The following is a 20,773-nucleotide window of genomic DNA, read 5'->3' on the forward strand; positions in this document are numbered from 1 at the left end:
GGTGCCTGTTGTGATGTCAATCGATGGCCATCGGCCACGTCCCGGCGGGCCATGACGGGACGCCGAGGATAGCGCATTTCCCGCGACGCATTAACGGGGTGGCAGTTGCTGCAGGCGATCAAGAATGTCCAGCACCACCATCCGCGGCGGCCGCTCGTCGGTTTCCACCACCAGATCAGCAATCTCCCGGTACAGCGGATCACGCAGCTCCAGCAGGTCGCGCAAGGTCTTGGCCGGGTCGGCGGTGCGCAACAGCGGACGGTTACGATCCCGAGCGGTGCGACCCACCTGCTGCTCGACGGAGGCGTGCAGATAGACCACTCGTCCGCCGGCATGCAATGCCCGACGATTGGCCTCGCGCATCACCGCGCCGCCACCGGTGGCCAGTACCACGCCGTCGAACGCGCACAGTTCGGCGATCATCGCCTGCTCACGGTCACGAAAGCCGGGCTCGCCTTCCTTATCGAAGATCCATGGGATATTGGCACCCGTGCGCAATTCAATTTCCTTGTCGGAATCTTTGAATGGCAGGCGCAGCTCTTTGGCCAGCAAACGGCCGATGGTGCTTTTTCCAGCGCCCATCGGCCCAACAAGAATCAAATTTCGCACAGAATCAACGACTCACAGCAATCGCCTGGTTATTCATGATACGCGGAGTGAGGAACACCAGCAGCTCGGATTTTTGCTCCGAAACCACATCACGCCGGAAAAGGCGGCCAAGATACGGCACATCGCCAAGAAATGGCACCTTATCTACGACCTTGCTCTGAGTATTTGAGAAAACCCCGCCAATCACAATGGTCTCGCCGTCATTGACCAGCACCTTGGCGTTGACTTCGTTTTTCTTGATTGGCGGCACATCATTCACCTTGTTCAGGTAATCCGGCTCATCCTTGGTGACCTTGACCTCCATGATGATGCGGTTGTCCGGGGTGATCTGCGGGGTCACCTCCAGAGACAGCGAGGCCTCCTTGAACGACACCGAGGTGGCACCACTGGAACTGGCTTCCTGATAGGGAATCTCCGTGCCCTTGAGGATTTTTGCCGTCTCTTTGTCGGACGTCACCACCTTGGGCTGAGAGACGATTTCCCCGTTGCCGGTTTTCTCCATGGCCGTCAATTCCAGGTCCAGCAGTACATTGTCGGTGATGAAGGCGATGCCGATGCCGGAGGTATTGCCCGACGCGCCCAGATCGACAAACGGCTGGTTGGTGCTGGTGCTGCCCGGCGTGCCGATGGTGGTGGAGTCGCCGGTGGTGACCCCTGAAGTGTTCCAGTTGCCTTTGTTCTGGATCGATCCACCCCAGCGCACGCCCAGGCTCTTGTCGTAGTCAACGTTGGCCTCGACAATCCGCGCCTCGATCATCACCTGGCGCACCGGGATATCTAGCTGCGCCACGATCCGGCGCAGTTCGTCGAGCCGGTCCTGGGTCTGGTAGGCAATGATGTTGTTGGTTCGCTCATCGACCGTGATCGTACCGCGCTCATCGGCCTTGGCTTCGGCGCTGGTCACCGACTGGAACAGCTTGGCGATGTCCGCAGCCTTCGCATAGTTGACCTGCAACAGCTCACGCCGTAGCGGCGCCAGGTCGGCAATCTGCTTCTGGGATTCGAGTTCCTGGCGCTCACGGGCCGCGATTTCGTCGGCGGGGGCGACCAGCAGCACATTGCCGACCTTGCGCTTGTCCAGCCCTTTGGTCTTGAGCACCAGGTCCAGCGCCTGGTCCCAAGGCACATTTTGCAGGCGCAGGGTAATGCCGCCCTGCACCGTGTCACTGGCCACCAGGTTGAGGTTGGTGAAATCGGCAATCAGTTGCAGGACCGAGCGCACCTCGATGTCCTGAAAGTTGAGGGACAGCTTTTCACCGCTGTAGGCCTCGCGACTAGCATCGCGTTTTTGCAGATCCTCGACAGTCATGGGTCGGACACTGACGGTCAATTTGTTGTCCGTCTGGTAGGTGGAGTAATCGAAAGTACCGCTGGGTTCGATGCTGATGGTGGCCCGGTCGGCGCCGGCACTGGCATTGACGAACTGCACCGGGGTGGCGAAGTCCTTGACGTCCAGGCGCACGCGCAGCGGTTCGGGTAACCGGGTCTTGGCGAAGTTGAGGATGATCTTGCCTTCACGCTCCTGGATGTCCGGGGCGATCGAGGGGTCCGACAGATCGATCACCACGTTGCCTTCGCCCTGGGTGCCGCGCTGGAAATCTACCCCTCGGATCGCCTTGCCCACCGGCGCACTGGCTCTGGTGGGCACAGCGCTGGGAGCCGCCGGGCGTGGCGCCTGGGCAGTAGCGCTGGCAACCGCTCCCTTGCCGACCACCACGAGCAGGCTGTTGCCCTCCACCCGCGCGGTATAGGGCGCAAGCTGGGTAAGGCCAATGATCAGACGGGTACGATCAGCCGCCTCGACCACCGTGGCGCTTCGCGCATTGCCAGCACCAAGATCATGTCTCTTGTGGGCCAACTGGCTGGTCACCCCCGGCAGATCCAGAGCGATCCGGGCCGGCTGCTCGGTCGTGTAGCCCCGAGGCGCAGGGGGCGGCCCGTCGAAGGTGAGTTTCAACTCGATGCGGTCCCCCGGCAGCGCCGCGACATCCAGCGTTTTCAGATTGACCGCATGAACCATCGGCGACAACAGCGCTATCCATAGCGAAATACCGAGGGCTGGAAAAAACCTGTTCATTGTTCGAGTTCCACTATTGAGTGCTCTTTCAGAGGAATGGTCCGTGGCCGTTCCAGCCAGGCGCCCTCGCCATCAGGAACGATTTCGACCACCTCGACCTGGGTGGCGCTAATGCCGACGATCCGCCCGTCGTTGCGTCCCAGATAGTCACCGACCTTGAGCCGGTGCACCCCGCCCGCGCCGCGCAGGAGCGCGAAGGAGCCGCTGACGTTGGAAATCGTCCCGACCATTTCAAACTGCTCGATGTTGAAGCCTTCCAGGTATTGCTTGACCCGAGTCGGGTCGGGCCGGACGTTGCGTGCCCCCTTCTGGCGGCCGGCCTGATCCACCCTGACCTGCCGTGAAAACGGGCTGCGCAGGTCGGCGGCGCTGTAAGTGAAGGTTTCGTAAGGCCTGAACGTCGGCGTTGGCTCGATCTTGCCGGGCGGGCGCAGCCGCACTTCGTTCATGTAGGCGTCCAGGTCGCTGAAGCCGTTATCGTTGTTGCAGCCCGCCAGCACGACCAGCCCCGCCAGCAGGATAATGCGCCAAGCCGGCTTCATGGCTGCACCTCCTGCTCGTTGTACCGGTAGGTCTTGGCCTGGATGCTCATGCGCAGTTTCGCTCCTGCGTCGGGCTCCATCGGGGCGATGTCGAAATCGTGCAGCGTGACGATCCGTGGCAGTCCGGCAACGCCGCTGACGAAGGTTGCCAGGTCATGATAGTCGCCGGTCACAGTAATCTGGATCGGCAGTTCGATGTAAAACGGCTGGGTGACCTCCGGTAACAGCTTGATCTCCTCGAACTCCAGACCACTGCCCAGACCGGTACGGGTGATGTCCTCCAGCAGGCCTGGCACTTCGGTGTCACTGGGCAATTGCCGCAACAGCACGCCGAAGGAGGCTTCCATCTGCTTCATCTGTTCGGTGTAGCGCTCCAGGTTCGCGGCCATGTGAGCTTTGCCCGCAAACTGTGCCTTGAGGGTGTTTTCTTCTCCGCGCACTTGCTGCAGTTGGTTCTCCAGGTCACTCAAGGCAAAGTTGTAGCCCAACCCCAGCACCAGGATGACCAGCAGGATGCCGCTCAACCATTTGACCGGCATCGGCCAGGAGCCAATGTTGTTGGTATCCAGCTCACTGATGTCGATCTTGCGCAGCGCTTCGAACCACTCTCCCGGCTTCATTGGGCGTCCTCGACAATGGCCGGACGGGTCTGGCGAACCGTCAGCTGGAAGACGTTGGCCTGATCGAGCTGACCGGCCGTGGTGGCCTTGACTTCCGTCAGGCTGGGCGCATCGAACAGGTCCGATGAGTCCAGGTTACGCATCAGGTCCGAGACCCGGTTGTTCGATTCCGCCGCGCCCTTGATGGAGAGGGTCTTGTCTTCCATCTTCACTTCGGTGAAATACACCCCGTCAGGCAGGGTGCGCGCCAGTTGATCGAAGATGCGCCCGCTCACCGGCCGGTTACCCTGCAAGTCCTGGATGATGCGCATGCGCTCCAGCAGTTGCTGGCGGCGGGCCTTGAGTTCGCTGATCTGCTTGATGCGCTCGTCCAGCACGGCTATCTGCTCGCTGATATGACTGTTGCGAGCCATCTGGTGGTCAATGGCACTGTCCAGGTAGCGGACCGCAATCAGCGTCAGGCCCACCGCACCGACCAATGCGCCCACCAATGCCAGCAAAAAGCGTTTGCGACGCTCCTCACGCAGCTCCTCTCGCCAGGGAAGAAGGTTGATCCGCGCCATCAGTCGAAGCTCCTGAGGGCCAGCCCGCAGGCAATCATCAAGGCCGGTGCGTCACTGGCCAGGGCACCGGCGTTGACCTTGCTGCCCAGGGCCATGTTGGAAAACGGGTTGGCCACCTGGGTCGGCGTGCCCAGGCGCTGTTCGATCAGCCGGTCCAGGCCTGCGACCGAGGCGGTGCCTCCAGCCAAGAGGATGTGGTCCACCGCACTGTACTGGCCCGAGGCGAAGAAAAACTGCAAGGACCTCGATACCTGTTGCACCAGGGCCTCGCGAAAAGGTTGCAGGACCTCACCGAGGTAATCGTCCGGCAGGCCACCCTGCTTCTTTGCCTGCCCGGCCTGCTCGGGTGACAGGCCGTAGCGGCGCTGGATTTCTTCGGTGAGCTGGCGACCGCCGAACAATTGTTCGCGGGTATAGATGATGCGCCCGTTATGCAGCACGCTCAGGGTGGTCATGGTGGCGCCTATGTCGATCACCGCCACCGTCAGCCGCTCCTGGGACGCGGCCAGTTGCGTGGCAAGCAGCCCGAAGGCGCGCTCCAGCGCGTAGGCCTCCACATCGACCACCTTGGCCGTGAGCCCGGCGAGCGCCAGCGCAGCCTCGCGAACTTCGACGTTTTCCTTGCGACAGGCGGCCAACAGCACCTCGACCCGCTCGGCGCTGCGCGGTGAAACGCCCAGGACTTCGAAGTCGATGGCCACCTCGTCCAGCGGATAAGGAATGTATTGATCGGCTTCGATCTTGAGCTGGTTTTCCATGTCGTCGTCGGAAAGTCCGGCGTCCATCTCGATGGTCTTGGTGATCACCGCCGACCCCGCTACAGCCACCGCCACGTTGCGCAAGGGTGTTCTGGCCTTGGCGAGCACCCGTGACAATGCCTGGCCCACGCCCTCGAGCTCGGCGATGTTCTTTTCGACCACGGCGTTGGCCGGCAACGGCTCGACCGCGTAAGACTCGACACGGTAGCGGTCACCCTGGCGGCTCAACTCGAGCAGCTTCACCGACGTGGAACTGATGTCTATCCCCAAAAGCGTATGGGCTTTTTTATTGAAGAGTCGTAGCACTACCAATTCCCTATGACTATCCGTGAGTTACGGACTCTCTAATATGCGTTGCGTTCAATCACTCCGGCCCGACGGACGTCCGGGTGGCGTTACCGACGAAAAAAAATGCTTATAATGCCCAGCGTTTTTTTTCGCTTTGTTGCAAGCACGGGTCCTTCCCTGCACCTGGCGCCTTTTCATTCTTTGCCTGGATATCCAAAAGCCTTGATTCGTCTGCTGAAATTTTTCGGATGGTCCATCCTCGCCGTTTTCTGCGGACTGCTCCTGGGTCTGAGCGGTGCGTTTCTTTACCTTAGTCCGGGATTGCCGTCCGTGGAGGCGCTGAGAAGTATTCAGTTGCAGATTCCATTGCGGGTGTACAGCAGCGACGACAAGTTGATCGCAGAGTTTGGCGAAATGCGCCGCACGCCGATCCGTTTCGCCGACATTCCCCCCAATTTCATCAATGCGTTACTAAGTGCTGAAGACGACAACTTCGCCAATCACTACGGCGTCGATCCGGGCAGCCTGATGCGGGCGGCTAGCCAGCTGATCAAAAGCGGCCATATCCAGTCCGGTGGCAGCACCATCACCATGCAGGTGGCGAAAAACTTCTTCCTGACCAGTGAGCGCAGCTTCTCGCGCAAGACCACCGAGATCCTCCTGGCCCTGCAAATCGAGCGACAGCTGACCAAGGACGAGATCCTGGAGCTGTACGTCAACAAGATCTACCTGGGCAACCGCGCCTACGGTATCGAGGCGGCGGCGCAGGTGTATTACGGCAAGTCGATTCGTGATGTGAGCCTGGCGCAGATGGCGATGATCGCCGGCCTGCCCAAGGCACCGTCGCGCTTCAATCCACTGGCCAACCCGGCGCGCAGCAAGGAACGTCGCGACTGGATCCTGGGGCGCATGTACAAGCTGGGCAAGATCAGCGAGGCCGAATACACCGCAGCGATCAATGAGCCTCTGAACGCCAGCTACCACGTGCCGACCCCCGAGGTGAACGCGCCGTACATCGCCGAAATGGCCCGTGCCGAGATGGTTGGGCGTTATGGCAGCGACGCCTACACCGAGGGTTTCCGCGTGGTCACCACGGTGCCGAGCAATCTGCAGGAGATGGCCAACACCGCGCTGCACGAGGGCCTGATCACCTACGATCAGCGCCACGGCTACCGCGGGCCTGAATCGCGCCTGCCAGGCAAGACCAAAGAAGCCTGGGCCGAGGAATTGACCAAGCAGCGCACCATCAGCAGCCTGGAACCGGCGATCGTCACTCAGGTGGACAAGGACGGCATCATGGTGCTGACCCGCAATGGCGAGCTGGAAGAGCACGTGAGCTGGGAGACCATGAAATGGGCCCGCCCATTCCTCAACACCAACAGCATGGGCGCCAACCCCCGACAACCGTCGGACGTCGCCCAGGTGGGTGATCTGATCCGGGTACAGCGCCAGCCGGACAACACCCTCAAGTTCAGCCAGATCCCGGCCGCCCAAGGCGCCCTGGTGTCGCTTGACCCGCAGGACGGCGCCATCCGGTCCCTGGTCGGTGGCTTCGCCTTCGAGCAGAGCAATTACAATCGTGCGATGCAGGCCAAGCGCCAGCCGGGTTCAAGCTTCAAACCGTTCGTGTACAGCGCCGCCCTCGATAACGGCTACACCGCCGCCAGCCTGGTGAATGACGCACCGATCGTGTTTGTCGACGAATACCTGGACAAGGTCTGGCGCCCGAAGAACGACACCAATACCTTCCTGGGTCCGATCCGCATGCGCGAAGCGCTGTACAAGTCGCGTAACCTGGTATCGATCCGTTTGCTGCAGGCGCTGGGTGTGGACCGTACCATCGACTACATCAGCAAGTTCGGCTTCAACAAGCAGGACTTGCCGCGCAACCTGTCCCTGGCCCTGGGCACCGCAACCCTGACCCCGATGGAAATCGCCACGGGCTGGAGCACGTTCGCCAATGGCGGATACAAAGTCACCCCGTACCTCATCGACAAGATCGAAAGCCGCAACGGCGACACGTTGTTCCTCGCCAACCCACCACGGGTGCCTTCAGGCGAACAGGCCAGCGACGGCGTCGCCGCACCGGCCAGCGAGACGTTCACGGTAGAGGCAACACCAAGTGAAGCCACGACAGCGCCAGCCGTACCGCAAGCGCCGGTCATCGCCGAGCGCATCATCGATGGCCGCACCACCTACATTCTCAACAGTATGCTGCAGGACGTGATCAAGCTCGGCACCGGCCGCCGCGCCCTGGCCCTGGGCCGTACCGACCTGGCCGGCAAGACCGGCACCACGAACGAATCCAAGGACGCCTGGTTCTCGGGCTACAACGGCGATTACGTCACCACCGTCTGGACCGGGTTCGACCAGCCTGAAAGCCTCGGTCGGCGCGAATACGGCGGCACCGTGGCGCTGCCGATCTGGATGAGTTACATGGGCGCTGCCCTCAAGGACAAACCGCCACACACCCAACCGGAACCCGAAGGCATCCTCAGCCTGCGGGTTGACCCGGTCAGCGGCCGAGCAGCCACCCCAGGCACTCCGGGAGCGTACTTCGAGCTGTTCAAGAGCGAAGACACCCCACCGTCAGTCAACGAGCTGGGCAACGGCGTAGCGCCAGGCAGCCCGCTACCGGCGGATGAGGCGGCGCCGATCGATTTGTTCTGATCGGGCCTCTCGCAAAAGCCCCGCCTTCGAAAGAAGCGCGGGGCTTTTTTCAGGCCCTCAAATTACACACTCCCCTGTAGGAGCTGAGCTTGCTCGCGATGGCGGCAGGTCAGCTTGCATCCATGCTGAATACCAGACTGCAATCGCGAGCAAGCTCGGCTCCCACAGGATTTGCGGTGGTCACACAAAATCGGCAGGTACAAAAAAGCCCCGACTCAAAGAAGAGCCGGGGCTTTTTATTGAACGCTACAACGGCTTAACCGTTGAACACGTCATCCACGCTCTTGAGCGGGTAGTTCTTCGGATACGGCAGGGTAGCTACGCCGGTCTCGATCGCGGCCTTGGCCACGGCGTCGGAGATCAGGGTGATCAGGCGGGCATCCATTGGCTTGGGAATGATGTACTCACGACCAAATTCCAGCTTGATGCCGCCGTAGGCATCGCACACTTCCTGAGGCACTGGCAGCTTGGCCAGTTCGCGCAGGGCGTTGGCGGCCGCGACTTTCATTTCTTCGTTGATGCGCTTGGCGCGAACGTCCAGGGCACCACGGAAAATGAACGGGAAGCCCAGTACGTTGTTGACCTGGTTCGGGTAGTCCGAACGGCCGGTGGCCATGATCACGTCGCTGCGGGTAGCGTGAGCCAGTTCCGGGGAGATTTCCGGATCCGGGTTCGAGCAGGCGAACACGATCGGGTTCGGCGCCATGCGCAGCAGGTTTTCCGGGCTCAGCAGGTTCGGACCCGACAGGCCAACGAATACGTCGGCACCGTCCAGCGCGTCGGCCAGGGAGCGCTTGTCAGTGGCGTGGGCAAACACGGCCTTGTACTGGTTCAGGTCGTCACGGCCGGAATGGATCACGCCGGTACGGTCAACCATGAAAATGTTTTCGATCTTGGCGCCCATGCTCACCAGCAACTTCATGCAGGAGATGGCCGCAGCGCCGGCACCCAGGCAGACGATCTTGGCTTGTGGCAGGGTTTTGCCAGCGATTTCCAGGGCATTGATCATGCCGGCCGCGGTCACGATCGCGGTGCCGTGCTGGTCATCGTGGAACACTGGAATGTCGCACTGCTCGATCAGGGCACGTTCGATCTCAAAGCACTCAGGCGCCTTGATGTCTTCCAGGTTGATGCCACCGAAGGTGATGGAGATACGCTTGACAGTGTCGATGAAAGCTTGCGGGCTTTCGGAGTCGACTTCGATGTCGAACACGTCAATACCGGCGAAACGCTTGAACAAAACGCCCTTGCCTTCCATGACCGGCTTGGAGGCCAATGGGCCGAGGTTACCCAGGCCGAGAATCGCGGTGCCGTCGGAAATGACTGCCACCAGGTTGCCCTTGCCGGTGTATTTGTAGGCCAGCTCAGGGTCGCGAGCGATTTCGCGTACTGGTTCGGCTACGCCGGGGCTGTAGGCCAGCGACAGATCGCGGGCAGTAGCGGTGGCCTTGGTGAGCTCGACACTCAGCTTCCCTGGACGAGGATTAGCGTGATATTCGAGAGCGGCAGTTTTCAGATCAGACATGTGGGCATTCCGCTTTTTACTGTGTTGGACAGACGGACCGCCGAGGATACGCGCCTCGCAAAGTCCCTACAAGACTGACCAGTCACCCCTGTCAAGCGCGCCCCCCTACGACTTTGGGCCAAGAGCCGCAGAACACAAGGCCTACATGCATACAATCAGAAGCATAAATGTCTACAATTTTTTATCGAGACGCGCGACTCAACATCCCTGAATCGGTCAACGGCAGTAACCAGCGCGCCTGCCCCGGCTCAAGCCCGCCGCGACGCGAACGGTCGACCACCCAGCCACGCGCTTCGATCCGCTTGCCTTTGAGTCGCTCGAGCGACGCCATATCGAAGCGACTCACCAGATTGGGGGCAACGCGCAATACAACCGGCCCCTCCAACTGGAGCCAAATACCGCCGCGATTGCGCGAGACGTCGATCACGCGGCCAGTGAGCACGGCAAAGCCTGGTGCCTTGATATTGTACGCCTCAAGCACAGGCGAACGCTTCCACACCCCGACGCCCGCTTCCCGCGCCTGGCGTTCGGCAGCGCGCTGACAATGCGCCAGATCGACATTCGGCGCGACCACCACGTGAAATCCCAAGCCCTCGGCGAGCAACTGCGCTTCCAGGTTCTGACCGTCGGCGCTGTAGACATGGGCCAGCGTGCGACCGTAGCGATCCTTGTCTTCCTTGCCGGGCAGCAACCCCACGCGTCCCGCACTGGCGCCCACCAATGCCTCAAGGCGCCGGCGTGCAGCGACGGCGAACGGCTCATCGGAACGCCCTCGACGCCCCAGTTCAGGACTGTTGAGACCGATCATGCGCACGCTGCGGCCATCAGCCAGGCGCAGGGTATCGCCGTCCACCACCTTCTGGACCATCACATGGGCCAGGCCAGGTGGCGCCGGGCAGAAGGCCTGCGCGCTGCTCAGCCAAATCGCGGACACAAAAAAGGCGCCCACAAGGGACGCCTTCTTCATCAGTCTGGAGCAGCCGAAACGACCATCCAAAATGATTAGCCTCAGGCTTTTTTGGTAGCGCCAAAAGCACCGAAACGATCGGCGAACTTCTGAACGCGGCCGCCGGTATCCAGAGTCTTTTGCTTACCGGTGTAGAACGGGTGGCATTCGTTGCAAACGTCGATCGACAGGGCTTTGCCGTAGGTCGAACGAGTTTCGAACTTATTGCCGCAGCTGCAGGTCACGGCAATTTCTGGGTATTCCGGATGGATATCGGTTTTCATGGGGTTTTCCTCAGGCTAGCGTGCCGCCACCCAACACTATTGTTGAATACCGCACGTAATTAGGCCGCGGATTCTACCAGACAACATCAATCACGCAAGCTATGACTTGTACCAACCGTCTGCTAGGCTCCCCGCCTCATGCGCAAGCTCTTCTGTGGGAGCGAGCCTGCTCGCGATGGCGGTGGATCAGCCGCATGGGTATTGGTTGACACTCCGCCATCGCGAGCAGGCTCGCTCCCACAAGGGTTGTGCCAAGCCTTCTGAATTTGTCTGTATATCGAGACCCTCCCGCGTGCCCGACGCCATCCTGCGCCTCGCCCTGCCTTCGCCTCTGCGCCGCCTGTTCGACTACCGGGCCCCGGCCGGGGTCCTGCGTGAGCAGTTGCATCCGGGCATGCGCCTGCGGGTGCCGTTCGGCCGACGGGAGATGATCGGGATTCTGGTCGAGGTCGCCGACCACAGCGAAGTCCCAGCCGACAAACTGAAGCCGGCCCTGGCCTTGCTCGATGCGACGCCGCCGCTGCCCGCCTCGCTGTTCAAGCTGTGCCTGTGGACCTCCCAGTACTATCAACACAGCCTCGGCGACACCCTGAGCTGGGCGCTGCCGGTACTGTTGCGCCAGGGCGAACCGGCCGAGGCACGCCAGGAGCGGTTCTGGTCGGTAGCACCGGGCGCCTCGCTGGACGACCCGCGCATCGCCCGCGCCCCGCGTCAGCGTGAGGCCCTGGCGACCCTGGCCCAGCATCCCCACGGCGTGGCCCATCAGCTATTGAGCAAACTGATGCTCAGCAAGGACAGCCTCGACCTGCTGCTGGCCAAGGACCTGGTCCAGGTAGACATCCGCCGGCACGCTCCGGGTGTTCGCCATGAGCATTGGCTGGCCCAGCCGGAACTGCCGCTCAATGCTGAACAGCGGGCCGCCTGCGAGGCGATTCGCGCCGGTTTCGACAGCTATCACGCCTTCTTGCTGGCCGGCGTCACCGGCAGCGGCAAGACCGAGGTCTATCTGCAACTGATCCGCCAGACCCTGGAAGCCGGCAAGCAGGCCCTGGTACTGATTCCGGAAATCAACCTTGGGCCACAGACCCTGGCGCGCTTCGAACAACGGTTCAACGCGCGGATCGCCCTGGTGCATTCGGCGGTCAACGACCGAGAACGCCTGGAAGCCTGGCTCGCCGCCCGGGACGGTGAGGCCGACATCATCATCGGCACCCGCTCGGCCCTGTTCACACCGATGAAAAACCCCGGCCTGATCATCATCGACGAAGAACATGACGGCTCTTATAAGCAGCAGGAAGGCCTGCGCTACCACGCCCGCGATCTGGCCCTGGTGCGGGCGCGCCAGGAAAACATTCCCATTGTTCTCGGTTCAGCCACGCCGTCCCTGGAAAGCCTGCACAATGCCTACACCGGACGTTACGGGCTCCTGCGCCTGAACGAACGGGCCGGCGGCGCCAAGCAGCCACGGTTTCTGCGCCTGGATGTAAAGAGTCGTCCGCTGGACAGCGGCATTTCCGGGCCGATGCAACAAGCCATCGGCCAGACCCTGGCCGCCGGGCAACAGGTCTTGGTGTTCCTCAACCGCCGGGGTTTCGCCCCGACCCTGCTGTGCCATGACTGCGGCTGGATGTCGGGCTGCGAACGCTGCGACGCACGCATGACCGTGCACCAACGCCACGGCGAGCTGCGCTGCCATCATTGCGGCCACGCCGAACGAGTGCCGAGGCACTGCCCGCAGTGCGGCAAAGTGGACCTGCGCCCGGTGGGGGCCGGCACCGAACGCGCTGAAGAACGGCTGGGCATCCTGTTTCCCGATTACCCGGTACTGCGGGTCGATCGCGACAGCACTTCGCGCAAGGACGCCATGAATCAGTTGTTCGCTACCATTCAGAAAGGCCAGCCGTGCATCCTGGTGGGCACGCAGATGCTCGCCAAGGGGCATCACTTTCCTCGGGTCACGCTGGTGTCGATCCTTGATGCCGACGGCGGACTGTTCTCCGGCGACTTCCGTGCCAGCGAGCGCATGGCGCAGTTGATCGTTCAGGTCGCAGGCCGGGCCGGACGGGCCGAGGAGCCGGGCAAGGTAATTATCCAGACCCACCTGGCCGACCATCCGCTGCTGATACAACTGACCGAACAAGGCTACTTCGCCTTCGCCGAGCAGGCCTTGAGCGAGCGTCGCGGCGCCGGCCTGCCGCCGTTTGCTCACCTGGCATTGTTGCGGGCCGAAGCCCATAAGCCCGGGCAGGCCGAAGCGTTCCTTGACGAAGCCTGCAGCGAGGCCGAACGCTTGCTGGGGCAACAGAACCTCACCGGCATCGAACTATTGGGCCCGGTACCGGCTCCGATGGAACGACGGGCCGGGCGTTACAGGGCTCAACTTCTACTACAGGCCAATGCCCGGGCCCCTTTGCATCGGCTATTAAGTACCTGGCTGCTGGCGCTGGAGCAGATGCCCAGCGGGCGGGCGGTGCGCTGGTCGCTGGATGTGGATCCGGTGGATTTGTATTGATCCAGACATCCTCATCGCGAGCAGGCTCGCTCCCACATTGGAATGCAATTTCCTGCTCGCGATGAGGCCCGAATAGCCACCACACATCCCCACCCGACCCGCTACAGTTGGCAAGCTTGCCTTCGCCACGGATAATGCCCAGTTTTTCCACCAGCGCATCGAAGCGCCGCCGCGCCTGCGGTTGAAAGAGAAGACCATGAAAGACACCATTCGCCAGCTCATCCAGCAAGCCATCGCCCAACTCGTCGCTGAAGGTGTGCTGCCAGAAGGCCTGTCGCCGGCGATTCAGGTCGAAAACACCCGTGACAAGACCCACGGCGATTTCGCCAGCAACATCGCGATGATGCTCGCCAAACCGGCCGGCATGAAACCGCGGGACCTGGCCGAAAAGATCATCGCCGCGCTGCCGGCTGACGAAAACGTCAGCAAGGCTGACATTGCCGGCCCAGGCTTCATCAATTTCTTCCAGAACACCCAGGCCCTGGCCTCACGCCTGGACGCGGCCCTGGCCGACGAACGCATCGGCGTGCGCAAGGCCGGTCCGCTGCAACGCACCGTGGTCGACCTTTCGGCCCCCAACCTCGCCAAGGAAATGCATGTCGGCCATCTGCGCTCGACCATCATTGGTGACGGCGTGGCCCGGGTACTGGAGTTTCTCGGCGACACGGTGATCCGCCAGAACCACGTCGGCGACTGGGGCACCCAGTTCGGCATGCTGATGGCCTACCTGCAGGAAAACCCGATCACCAGCGATGAGCTGTCGGACCTGGAGAACTTCTACCGCGCCGCCAAGCAACGCTTCGACGAGTCGCCCGAATTTGCTGACCGCGCCCGTGGCCTGGTGGTCAAGCTGCAGGCCGGCGATGCCGAGTGCCTGGCGCTGTGGACCAAGTTCAAGGACATCTCCCTGTCCCACTGCCAGAAAATCTACGAACTGCTGAACGTCAAATTGACCATGGCTGACGTGATGGGCGAAAGCGCCTACAACGACGACCTGATCAACGTGGTCAACGACCTCAAGGCCAAGGGCATGCTGGTGGAAAGCAACGGCGCCCAGTGCGTATTCCTCGAGCAGTTCAAGACCGCTGACGGTGAGCCGCTGCCGGTGATCATCGTCAAGGCTGACGGCGGCTACCTCTACGCCACCACCGACCTGGCGGCCGTGCGCTACCGCAACAACGTGCTCAAGGCCGATCGAGTGCTGTATTTCGTCGACCAGCGCCAGGCCCTGCACTTCCAGCAAGTGTTCGAAGTCGCACGCCAGGCCGGTTTCGTGAGCCATCCGATGGAGATGGAACACATGGGCTTCGGCACCATGAACGGCGCCGACGGTCGTCCGTTCAAGACCCGCGACGGTGGCACGGTCAAGCTCATCGACCTGCTGAGCGAAGCCCAGGACCGCGCCTACACCCTGGTCAAGGGCAAGAACCCGGACCTGGCCGAAGACGAACTGCGCCAGATCGCCAAGGTCGTGGGCATCGACGCGGTGAAATACGCCGACCTGTCCAAGCACCGCACCAGCGACTACAGCTTCAACTTCGACCTGATGCTCAACTTCGAAGGCAACACCGCGCCCTACCTGCTGTACGCCTACACCCGCGTGGCCGGTGTGTTCCGCAAGCTCGGCAAGAACTTCGATGAGGTCGACGGCCGGATTGTGCTTCAAGCCCCTCACGAACAGGAGCTGGCGGCGAAACTGGCGCAGTTCGGTGAAGTGCTGAACAACGTCGCAGACAAAGGCACCCCACACACCCTGTGCGCGTACCTGTACGATGTGGCCGGTCTGTTCTCCAGCTTCTACGAGAACTGCCCGATCCTCAACGCCGAAACGCCAGAGCAAATGCAGAGTCGCCTGCGCCTCGCCGCACTGACCGGGCGCACCCTCAAGCAAGGCCTGGAACTGCTGGGCCTGGAAACGCTGGAGCGCATGTAAGTTGGCCGCCAAGAAAAAACCTGCACCCAAACGCGGCGCCAGTCGTTACCAGCCCCCAGCCAAACAGCCGATTCCCGGCTGGTTGTGGATGGCTATCGGCCTGACCGTCGGCGCTTTCATTGTGTTTCTGATGAAACTGGAGCCGGGCCAGGGCGATGACGTCAAGCGCGTGCGCCAAGAGCAACAGAAAGCCACGCGCATCGCCGAGGCCAACAAGACCCCGCCGAGCCCGACGCAACCGGTCAAGCCCAAGTACGACTTCTACACCCTGCTGCCGGAATCGGAAGTCATCGTGCCGCCCGATGCCGTGCCGGAGAAAACCCTGCCGACGCCACAGGTGCCCACCACGCCGGTAACTCCGGCCGAAGCGGCGAAGATCGACACCGCTCGCGCTCAGGCAGCCCTGGCCGGCATCACGCCGCCGCCGGCTCCGCCCGTGCAGAAAGCCGCTCCGGTGACGAAGTTCTTCCTGCAGGCCGGCTCGTTCCGCAAGGAAGCCGACGCCGACAAGGTACGCGCGCAGATCATTCTGCTGGGCCAGTCCGTGGCGGTGGAGTCCGGCACGGTGAAGGAAGAAACCTGGTATCGGGTGCTGGTCGGTCCGTTCAGCAATCGCGAAGAACTGACAAAAGCCCAAAAACAATTGGCCGGCAGCGGTTTCAGCAACCTTTTGTTACAACAGCGCCAGAGCCGCTGAAGCAGGTGAACGCAGCCCTGTGGCGAGGGGATTTATCCCCGCTGGGCTGCGCAGCAGCCCCTAAAGGCTTGATGCGATAGACCTGCCATACCGCGCCGCAGATCTTAGGGGCGCTGCGCGCCCCAGCGGGGATAAATCCCCTCGCCACAGGGGCCGTGATCAGCCCTCAAAGCAAAACAAGCCACTCGTCCCCTCTCCCACCCCACAGTTGAAAAAACCCACGCCACCCCCATATGAGTTCCATCCGGGCATTTTCGCCCCGCTGCGTGGAGACTCTTCCCTTGACCACCATCGTTTCAGTCCGCCGTCATGGCAAAGTCGTCATGGGCGGCGACGGCCAGGTTTCACTAGGCAACACCGTGATGAAAGGCAATGCGAAGAAAGTCCGCCGCCTGTACCACGGCCAGGTCATCGCCGGCTTCGCCGGGGCCACCGCCGATGCTTTCACCCTGTTTGAGCGTTTCGAAGGCCAGCTTGAGAAACATCAGGGCCATCTGGTGCGTGCCGCCGTGGAACTGGCCAAGGAATGGCGTACCGACCGCTCCCTGAGCCGCCTCGAAGCCATGCTCGCGGTCGCCAACAAGGACGCCTCGCTGATCATTACCGGTAACGGTGACGTCGTTGAACCCGAGGATGGCCTGATCGCCATGGGTTCCGGCGGCGCCTACGCCCAGGCCGCAGCCAGCGCCCTGTTGAAAAAGACCGATCTGTCGGCCCGCGAAATCGTCGAGACTGCCTTGGGCATCGCCGGCGACATCTGCGTCTTCACCAACCACACCCAGACCATTGAGGAGCAGGATCTCGCGGAATAAGCCTGGCCCTGTGCCACGGCTCATTCCTGCTTGAGGACCGCCAAATACTATGTCCATGACTCCCCGCGAAATCGTCCACGAACTCAACCGCCACATCATCGGCCAGGACGATGCCAAGCGCGCCGTCGCCATCGCCTTGCGTAACCGCTGGCGTCGGATGCAGCTGCCTGAAGAGCTGCGCGTCGAAGTGACCCCCAAGAACATCCTGATGATCGGCCCGACCGGTGTCGGTAAAACCGAAATCGCCCGTCGCCTGGCCAAACTGGCCAACGCGCCGTTCATCAAGGTCGAAGCCACCAAGTTCACCGAAGTCGGTTATGTCGGTCGCGACGTCGAATCGATCATCCGCGACCTGGCCGATGCCGCCATCAAGTTGCTGCGCGAACAGGAAATCACCAAGGTTCGTCACCGTGCCGAAGATGCTGCCGAAGAGCGCATCCTCGACGCGCTGCTGCCGCCAGCGCGCATGGGCTTCAACGCCGAATCCGCTGCGACCCAGGATTCCAACACTCGCCAGCTGTTCCGCAAGCGCCTGCGCGAAGGCCAGCTCGACGACAAGGAAATCGAGATCGAAGTGGCCGAAATGGCCGGCGTCGACATCTCCGCGCCGCCCGGCATGGAGGAAATGACCAATCAATTGCAAAGCCTGTTCGCCAACATGGGCAAGGGCAAGCGCAAGAACCGCAAGCTCAAGGTCAAGGAAGCGCTGAAACTGGTTCGCGATGAAGAAGCCAGTCGCCTGGTCAACGAAGAAGAGTTGAAGGCCAAGGCCCTAGAGGCCGTCGAGCAGCACGGCATTGTGTTCATCGACGAAATCGACAAGGTCGCCAAGCGCGGCAATGTCGGCGGCGCCGACGTGTCCCGCGAAGGCGTGCAACGCGACCTGCTGCCGCTGATCGAAGGCTGCACGGTCAACACCAAGCTGGGCATGGTCAAGACCGACCACATCCTGTTCATCGCCTCCGGTGCGTTCCACCTGAGCAAGCCCAGCGACCTGGTGCCCGAGCTGCAAGGTCGCCTGCCGATCCGCGTCGAGCTCAAGGCCCTGACGCCGGAAGACTTCGAACGCATCCTGAGCGAACCCCACGCGTCCCTGACCGAACAGTATTGCGCCCTGCTCAAGACCGAAGGCCTGAACATCGAGTTCGCGCCGGAAGGCATCAAGCGCCTGGCGCAGATCGCCTGGCAGGTCAACGAGAAGACCGAGAACATCGGTGCCCGGCGCCTGCACACCCTGCTCGAACGCCTGCTCGAGGAAGTCTCGTTCAGTGCCGGCGACCTGGCCAGCGCCCATAACGAAGCGCCGATCCTCATCGATGCCGAGTACGTCAACAGCCACCTGGGTGAACTGGCAGAGAACGAAGACCTGTCGCGGTATATCCTGTAAGTCACCGACAGGTTTCCTCGGACCTGTGGGAGCGAGCTTGCTCGCGATGGCGGCGTATCATTCAACCAATGCGTTGACTGTCAAACCGCTATCGCGAGCAAGCTCGCTCCCACATGGACCTTTGTCGTTTTTGCAGATCAAGGCTCCCTTCAGAAACGGATCAGAGGCCATGACCAAACTCCCCAGCGCCATCAACCTGCACAAAGCCTCCAAGACCCTGACGCTCAAATACGCGCCGGACGAGGAGTATCACCTGCCCGCCGAATTCCTGCGGGTGCACTCGCCTTCCGCCGAGGTCCAGGGCCACGGCAAACCGATCCTGCAATACGGAAAAATCGGCGTCGGCCTGACCAAGGTCGAACCGGCCGGCCAGTACGCACTGAAATTGACCTTCGACGACGGTCACGACAGCGGACTGTTCACCTGGGACTACCTGTACCAGTTGGCGGTACGCCAGGAGGACCTGTGGAACGATTATCTTGCCGAACTCAAGACGGCCGGAAAAACCCGCGACCCGAACGAGTCGGTCGTCAAGCTGATGCTCTAACTCAAGGGCTGGCGCTTTAGGGCGAATTTTCTAGACTCATCTGCTTGAATGCCCCCGCGGCAACGTCAATGACTGGCCTGCTTGCGAAAAAAATTAAACTCGGGTAACCAATGGAGCTGGCAAGTTCCCTGCAAAGGAATCGGCGAATTCCTTGCACATGTTTCCTCATTGCCTCGATGCGGAATTAACGGTCACCCGAGCAGCGTACCTGGCATTGGCTATGGGCTTTCTGGCATGGCCCAGGTACTCGTCTGAAGGACAATGGAGCGTCGTAGATGAGCAACAAGAACAACGATGACCTGAAGTACCAAGCCTCGGAAAATACCCTGGGGTTGAATCCTGTCGTCGGCTTGCGCAGAAAAGATCTGCTGGCCTCTGCCCGAATGGTGCTGACCCAGGCCATCAAACAACCGCTGCACAGCGTTAAGCACGTCGCCCATTTCGGCGTCGAACTCAAGAACGTCCTGTTCGGCAGATCCGAGCTGCAACCTGCGGGCGATGACCGTCGCTTCAACGACCCGGCCTGGAGCCAGAACCCGCTCTACAAACGCTATCTGCAAACCTACCTGGCGTGGCGCAAGGAGCTGCACGCCTGGATCGACGAGAGCAACCTTTCGCCCCAGGACATCAGCCGCGGGCACTTCGTGATCAACCTGATGACCGAGGCCATGGCCCCGACCAATTCGGCAGCCAACCCGGCGGCGGTCAAACGCTTTTTCGAAACCGGCGGCAAGAGCCTGCTGGACGGCCTTTCGCACCTGGCCAAGGACCTGGTGCACAACGGCGGGATGCCGAGCCAGGTCGACATGGGCGCATTCGAAGTCGGCAAGAGCCTGGGCGTGACGGAAGGCGCCGTGGTGTTTCGCAACGACGTGCTGGAGTTGATCCAGTACCGCCCCATCACCGAACAGGTCCACGAGCGCCCACTGCTGGTGGTGCCGCCGCAGATCAACAAGTTCTACGTCTTCGACCTGAGCCCGGACAAGAGCCTGGCGCGCTTCTGCCTGCGCAGCAATGTGCAGACGTTCATTGTCAGCTGGCGCAACCCCACCAAGGAGCAGCGCGAGTGGGGCCTGTCGACCTACATCGAGGCACTCAAGGAAGCGGTGGACGTGGTCACGGTCATCACCGGCAGCAAGGATGTGAACATGCTCGGAGCCTGCTCGGGCGGCATCACTTGCACCGCGCTGCTGGGGCATTACGCCGCTCTGGGCGAGAAGAAGGTCAACGCCCTGACCCTGCTGGTGAGCGTGCTCGACACCACCCTGGACACCGACGTGGCGCTGTTCGTCGACGAGCAGACCCTGGAGGCGGCCAAGCGTCACTCCTATCAAGCCGGCGTGCTTGAAGGTCGCGACATGGCCAAGGTCTTCGCCTGGATGCGTCCCAACGATCTGATCTGGAACTACTGGGTCAACAACTATCTGCTGGGCAACGAGCCGCCGGTGTTCGACATTCTGTTCTGGAACAACGACACCACCCGGCTGCCGGCGGCGTTCCATGGCGACCTCATCGAGATGTTCAAGAACAACCCGCTGATCCGGCCCAATGCACTGGAAGTGTGCGGCACACCGATCGACCTCAAGCAGGTCACCGCCGACATCTTCTCCCTGGCCGGCACCAACGACCACATCACCCCTTGGAAGTCCTGCTACAAATCCGCGCAGCTGTTTGGCGGCAAGGTGGAATTCGTGCTGTCGAGCAGCGGTCACATCCAAAGCATCCTCAACCCGCCGGGTAACCCCAAGTCGCGCTACATGACCAGCGAGGACATGCCGGCCAAGGCCGAGGACTGGCAGGAGAACTCCACCAAGCACACCGACTCCTGGTGGCTGCATTGGCAGGCCTGGCAGGCAGAACGCTCGGGCAAACTGAAAAAGGCACCCACGGTGCTGGGCAACAAGACTTATCCGGCGGGAGAAGCGGCGCCGGGCACGTATGTGCATGAGCGGTAACTGGTGCAACTCGTCTGTTGCAGCCGTGAGGTTACTCACGAAAGCATG

Annotated in this window: 17 protein-coding genes; 8 read left to right on the plus strand and 9 right to left on the minus strand. The window is 61.6% G+C overall.

The annotated features are described in order from the left end of the window. Positions 1-90: 90 nt before the first annotated feature. Genes aroK through BW979_RS01230 form a run of 6 tightly spaced genes read right to left on the minus strand, consistent with a single transcriptional unit; the run spans position 91 to position 5,475 of the window. Entirely contained in the window at positions 91-609 is a 519-nt protein-coding gene (gene aroK / locus BW979_RS01205; RefSeq protein ID WP_003196983.1) for a shikimate kinase AroK, read from the minus strand. Positions 610-613: 4 nt separating this feature from the next. Beyond that, a complete protein-coding gene (gene pilQ, locus BW979_RS01210) occupies positions 614-2,686 on the minus strand; it encodes a type IV pilus secretin PilQ (protein ID WP_076382992.1) in 2,073 nt (690 codons plus the stop codon). Beyond that, the gene (locus tag BW979_RS01215) at positions 2,683-3,228 is read right to left on the minus strand and encodes a pilus assembly protein PilP (protein WP_076382994.1); all 546 of its coding nucleotides are present in this window, start codon (positions 3,226-3,228) and stop codon (positions 2,683-2,685) included. The genes pilQ and BW979_RS01215 overlap by 4 nt, the downstream gene beginning before the upstream one ends. Then, a complete protein-coding gene (gene pilO, locus BW979_RS01220) occupies positions 3,225-3,848 on the minus strand; it encodes a type 4a pilus biogenesis protein PilO (protein WP_047225966.1) in 624 nt (207 codons plus the stop codon). Before pilO ends, BW979_RS01215 begins: the two co-directional genes overlap by 4 nt. Next, on the minus strand, positions 3,845-4,411 hold the full coding sequence (locus BW979_RS01225) for a PilN domain-containing protein (protein WP_047225967.1): 567 nt from the start codon (positions 4,409-4,411) through the stop codon (positions 3,845-3,847). Before BW979_RS01225 ends, pilO begins: the two co-directional genes overlap by 4 nt. Then, positions 4,411-5,475, minus strand: a complete 1,065-nt coding sequence (locus BW979_RS01230; protein WP_047225968.1) for a pilus assembly protein PilM — start codon at positions 5,473-5,475, stop codon at positions 4,411-4,413. Before BW979_RS01230 ends, BW979_RS01225 begins: the two co-directional genes overlap by 1 nt. Before the next feature lie 207 nt (positions 5,476-5,682). Here BW979_RS01230 and BW979_RS01235 point away from each other — a divergent pair, with 207 nt between their 5' ends. Beyond that, the gene (locus BW979_RS01235; protein WP_172833808.1) at positions 5,683-8,127 is read left to right on the plus strand and encodes a penicillin-binding protein 1A; all 2,445 of its coding nucleotides are present in this window, start codon (positions 5,683-5,685) and stop codon (positions 8,125-8,127) included. Positions 8,128-8,383: 256 nt separating this feature from the next. Here the strand turns inward: BW979_RS01235 and BW979_RS01240 are convergent, their stop codons facing one another. The 3 genes from BW979_RS01240 to rpmE all read right to left on the minus strand — a co-directional run bounded on the left by BW979_RS01240 (position 8,384) and on the right by rpmE (position 10,882). Next, complete coding sequence (locus tag BW979_RS01240) at positions 8,384-9,652, minus strand: malic enzyme-like NAD(P)-binding protein (protein ID WP_047225970.1); 1,269 nt, start codon at positions 9,650-9,652, stop codon at positions 8,384-8,386. A gap of 181 nt (positions 9,653-9,833) precedes the next feature. After that, on the minus strand, positions 9,834-10,619 hold the full coding sequence (locus BW979_RS01245; protein ID WP_076382998.1) for a thermonuclease family protein: 786 nt from the start codon (positions 10,617-10,619) through the stop codon (positions 9,834-9,836). Between the two features lie 41 nt (positions 10,620-10,660). Continuing rightward, positions 10,661-10,882, minus strand: coding sequence for a 50S ribosomal protein L31 (gene rpmE / locus BW979_RS01250; RefSeq protein WP_047225972.1), 222 nt, complete (start codon positions 10,880-10,882; stop codon positions 10,661-10,663). A 292-nt stretch (positions 10,883-11,174) separates the two neighbouring features. Here rpmE and BW979_RS01255 point away from each other — a divergent pair, with 292 nt between their 5' ends. The 7 genes from BW979_RS01255 to phaC all read left to right on the plus strand — a co-directional run bounded on the left by BW979_RS01255 (position 11,175) and on the right by phaC (position 20,725). Beyond that, the gene (locus tag BW979_RS01255; protein ID WP_047225973.1) at positions 11,175-13,394 is read left to right on the plus strand and encodes a primosomal protein N'; all 2,220 of its coding nucleotides are present in this window, start codon (positions 11,175-11,177) and stop codon (positions 13,392-13,394) included. 196 nt (positions 13,395-13,590) lie between these two features. Continuing rightward, positions 13,591-15,327 carry an arginine--tRNA ligase gene (gene argS, locus BW979_RS01260; RefSeq protein ID WP_076383000.1) on the plus strand — a complete coding sequence of 579 codons (1,737 nt, stop codon included), beginning with the start codon at positions 13,591-13,593 and terminating at the stop codon, positions 15,325-15,327. A gap of 1 nt (position 15,328) precedes the next feature. Further along, positions 15,329-16,024, plus strand: coding sequence for an SPOR domain-containing protein (locus BW979_RS01265; protein WP_047225975.1), 696 nt, complete (start codon positions 15,329-15,331; stop codon positions 16,022-16,024). Positions 16,025-16,305: 281 nt separating this feature from the next. Next, positions 16,306-16,836, plus strand: coding sequence for an ATP-dependent protease subunit HslV (hslV, locus tag BW979_RS01270; RefSeq protein WP_003186641.1), 531 nt, complete (start codon positions 16,306-16,308; stop codon positions 16,834-16,836). A 49-nt stretch (positions 16,837-16,885) separates the two neighbouring features. After that, positions 16,886-18,223: an ATP-dependent protease ATPase subunit HslU gene (gene hslU / locus BW979_RS01275; RefSeq protein ID WP_047225976.1), complete on the plus strand. Its 1,338-nt coding sequence runs from the start codon at positions 16,886-16,888 to the stop codon at positions 18,221-18,223. 169 nt (positions 18,224-18,392) lie between these two features. After that, positions 18,393-18,770 carry a gamma-butyrobetaine hydroxylase-like domain-containing protein gene (locus BW979_RS01280; RefSeq protein WP_076383002.1) on the plus strand — a complete coding sequence of 126 codons (378 nt, stop codon included), beginning with the start codon at positions 18,393-18,395 and terminating at the stop codon, positions 18,768-18,770. A 275-nt stretch (positions 18,771-19,045) separates the two neighbouring features. Then, positions 19,046-20,725: a class II poly(R)-hydroxyalkanoic acid synthase gene (phaC, locus tag BW979_RS01285; RefSeq protein WP_076383004.1), complete on the plus strand. Its 1,680-nt coding sequence runs from the start codon at positions 19,046-19,048 to the stop codon at positions 20,723-20,725. The last annotated feature ends 48 nt before the right edge of the window (positions 20,726-20,773 follow it).

It is taken from the genome of Pseudomonas sp. A214 (assembly GCF_900156295.1).
Taxonomy (GTDB): Bacteria; Pseudomonadota; Gammaproteobacteria; order Pseudomonadales; family Pseudomonadaceae; genus Aquipseudomonas; species Aquipseudomonas rhizophila.

Excerpts from the sequence above, each read along its gene's own strand:
- pilQ (WP_076382992.1), bottom strand. The coding sequence starts at position 2,686 with ATGAACAGGTTTTTTCCAGCCCTCGGTATTTCGCTATGGATAGCGCTG.
- BW979_RS01215 (WP_076382994.1), bottom strand. The coding sequence starts at position 3,228 with ATGAAGCCGGCTTGGCGCATTATCCTGCTGGCGGGGCTGGTCGTGCTG.
- pilO (WP_047225966.1), bottom strand. The coding sequence starts at position 3,848 with ATGAAGCCGGGAGAGTGGTTCGAAGCGCTGCGCAAGATCGACATCAGT.
- BW979_RS01225 (WP_047225967.1), bottom strand. The coding sequence starts at position 4,411 with ATGGCGCGGATCAACCTTCTTCCCTGGCGAGAGGAGCTGCGTGAGGAG.
- BW979_RS01240 (WP_047225970.1), bottom strand. The coding sequence starts at position 9,652 with ATGTCTGATCTGAAAACTGCCGCTCTCGAATATCACGCTAATCCTCGT.
- BW979_RS01245 (WP_076382998.1), bottom strand. The coding sequence starts at position 10,619 with ATGAAGAAGGCGTCCCTTGTGGGCGCCTTTTTTGTGTCCGCGATTTGG.
- rpmE (WP_047225972.1), bottom strand. The coding sequence starts at position 10,882 with ATGAAAACCGATATCCATCCGGAATACCCAGAAATTGCCGTGACCTGC.
- argS (WP_076383000.1), top strand. The coding sequence starts at position 13,591 with ATGAAAGACACCATTCGCCAGCTCATCCAGCAAGCCATCGCCCAACTC.
- hslU (WP_047225976.1), top strand. The coding sequence starts at position 16,886 with ATGTCCATGACTCCCCGCGAAATCGTCCACGAACTCAACCGCCACATC.
- BW979_RS01280 (WP_076383002.1), top strand. The coding sequence starts at position 18,393 with ATGACCAAACTCCCCAGCGCCATCAACCTGCACAAAGCCTCCAAGACC.
- phaC (WP_076383004.1), top strand. The coding sequence starts at position 19,046 with ATGAGCAACAAGAACAACGATGACCTGAAGTACCAAGCCTCGGAAAAT.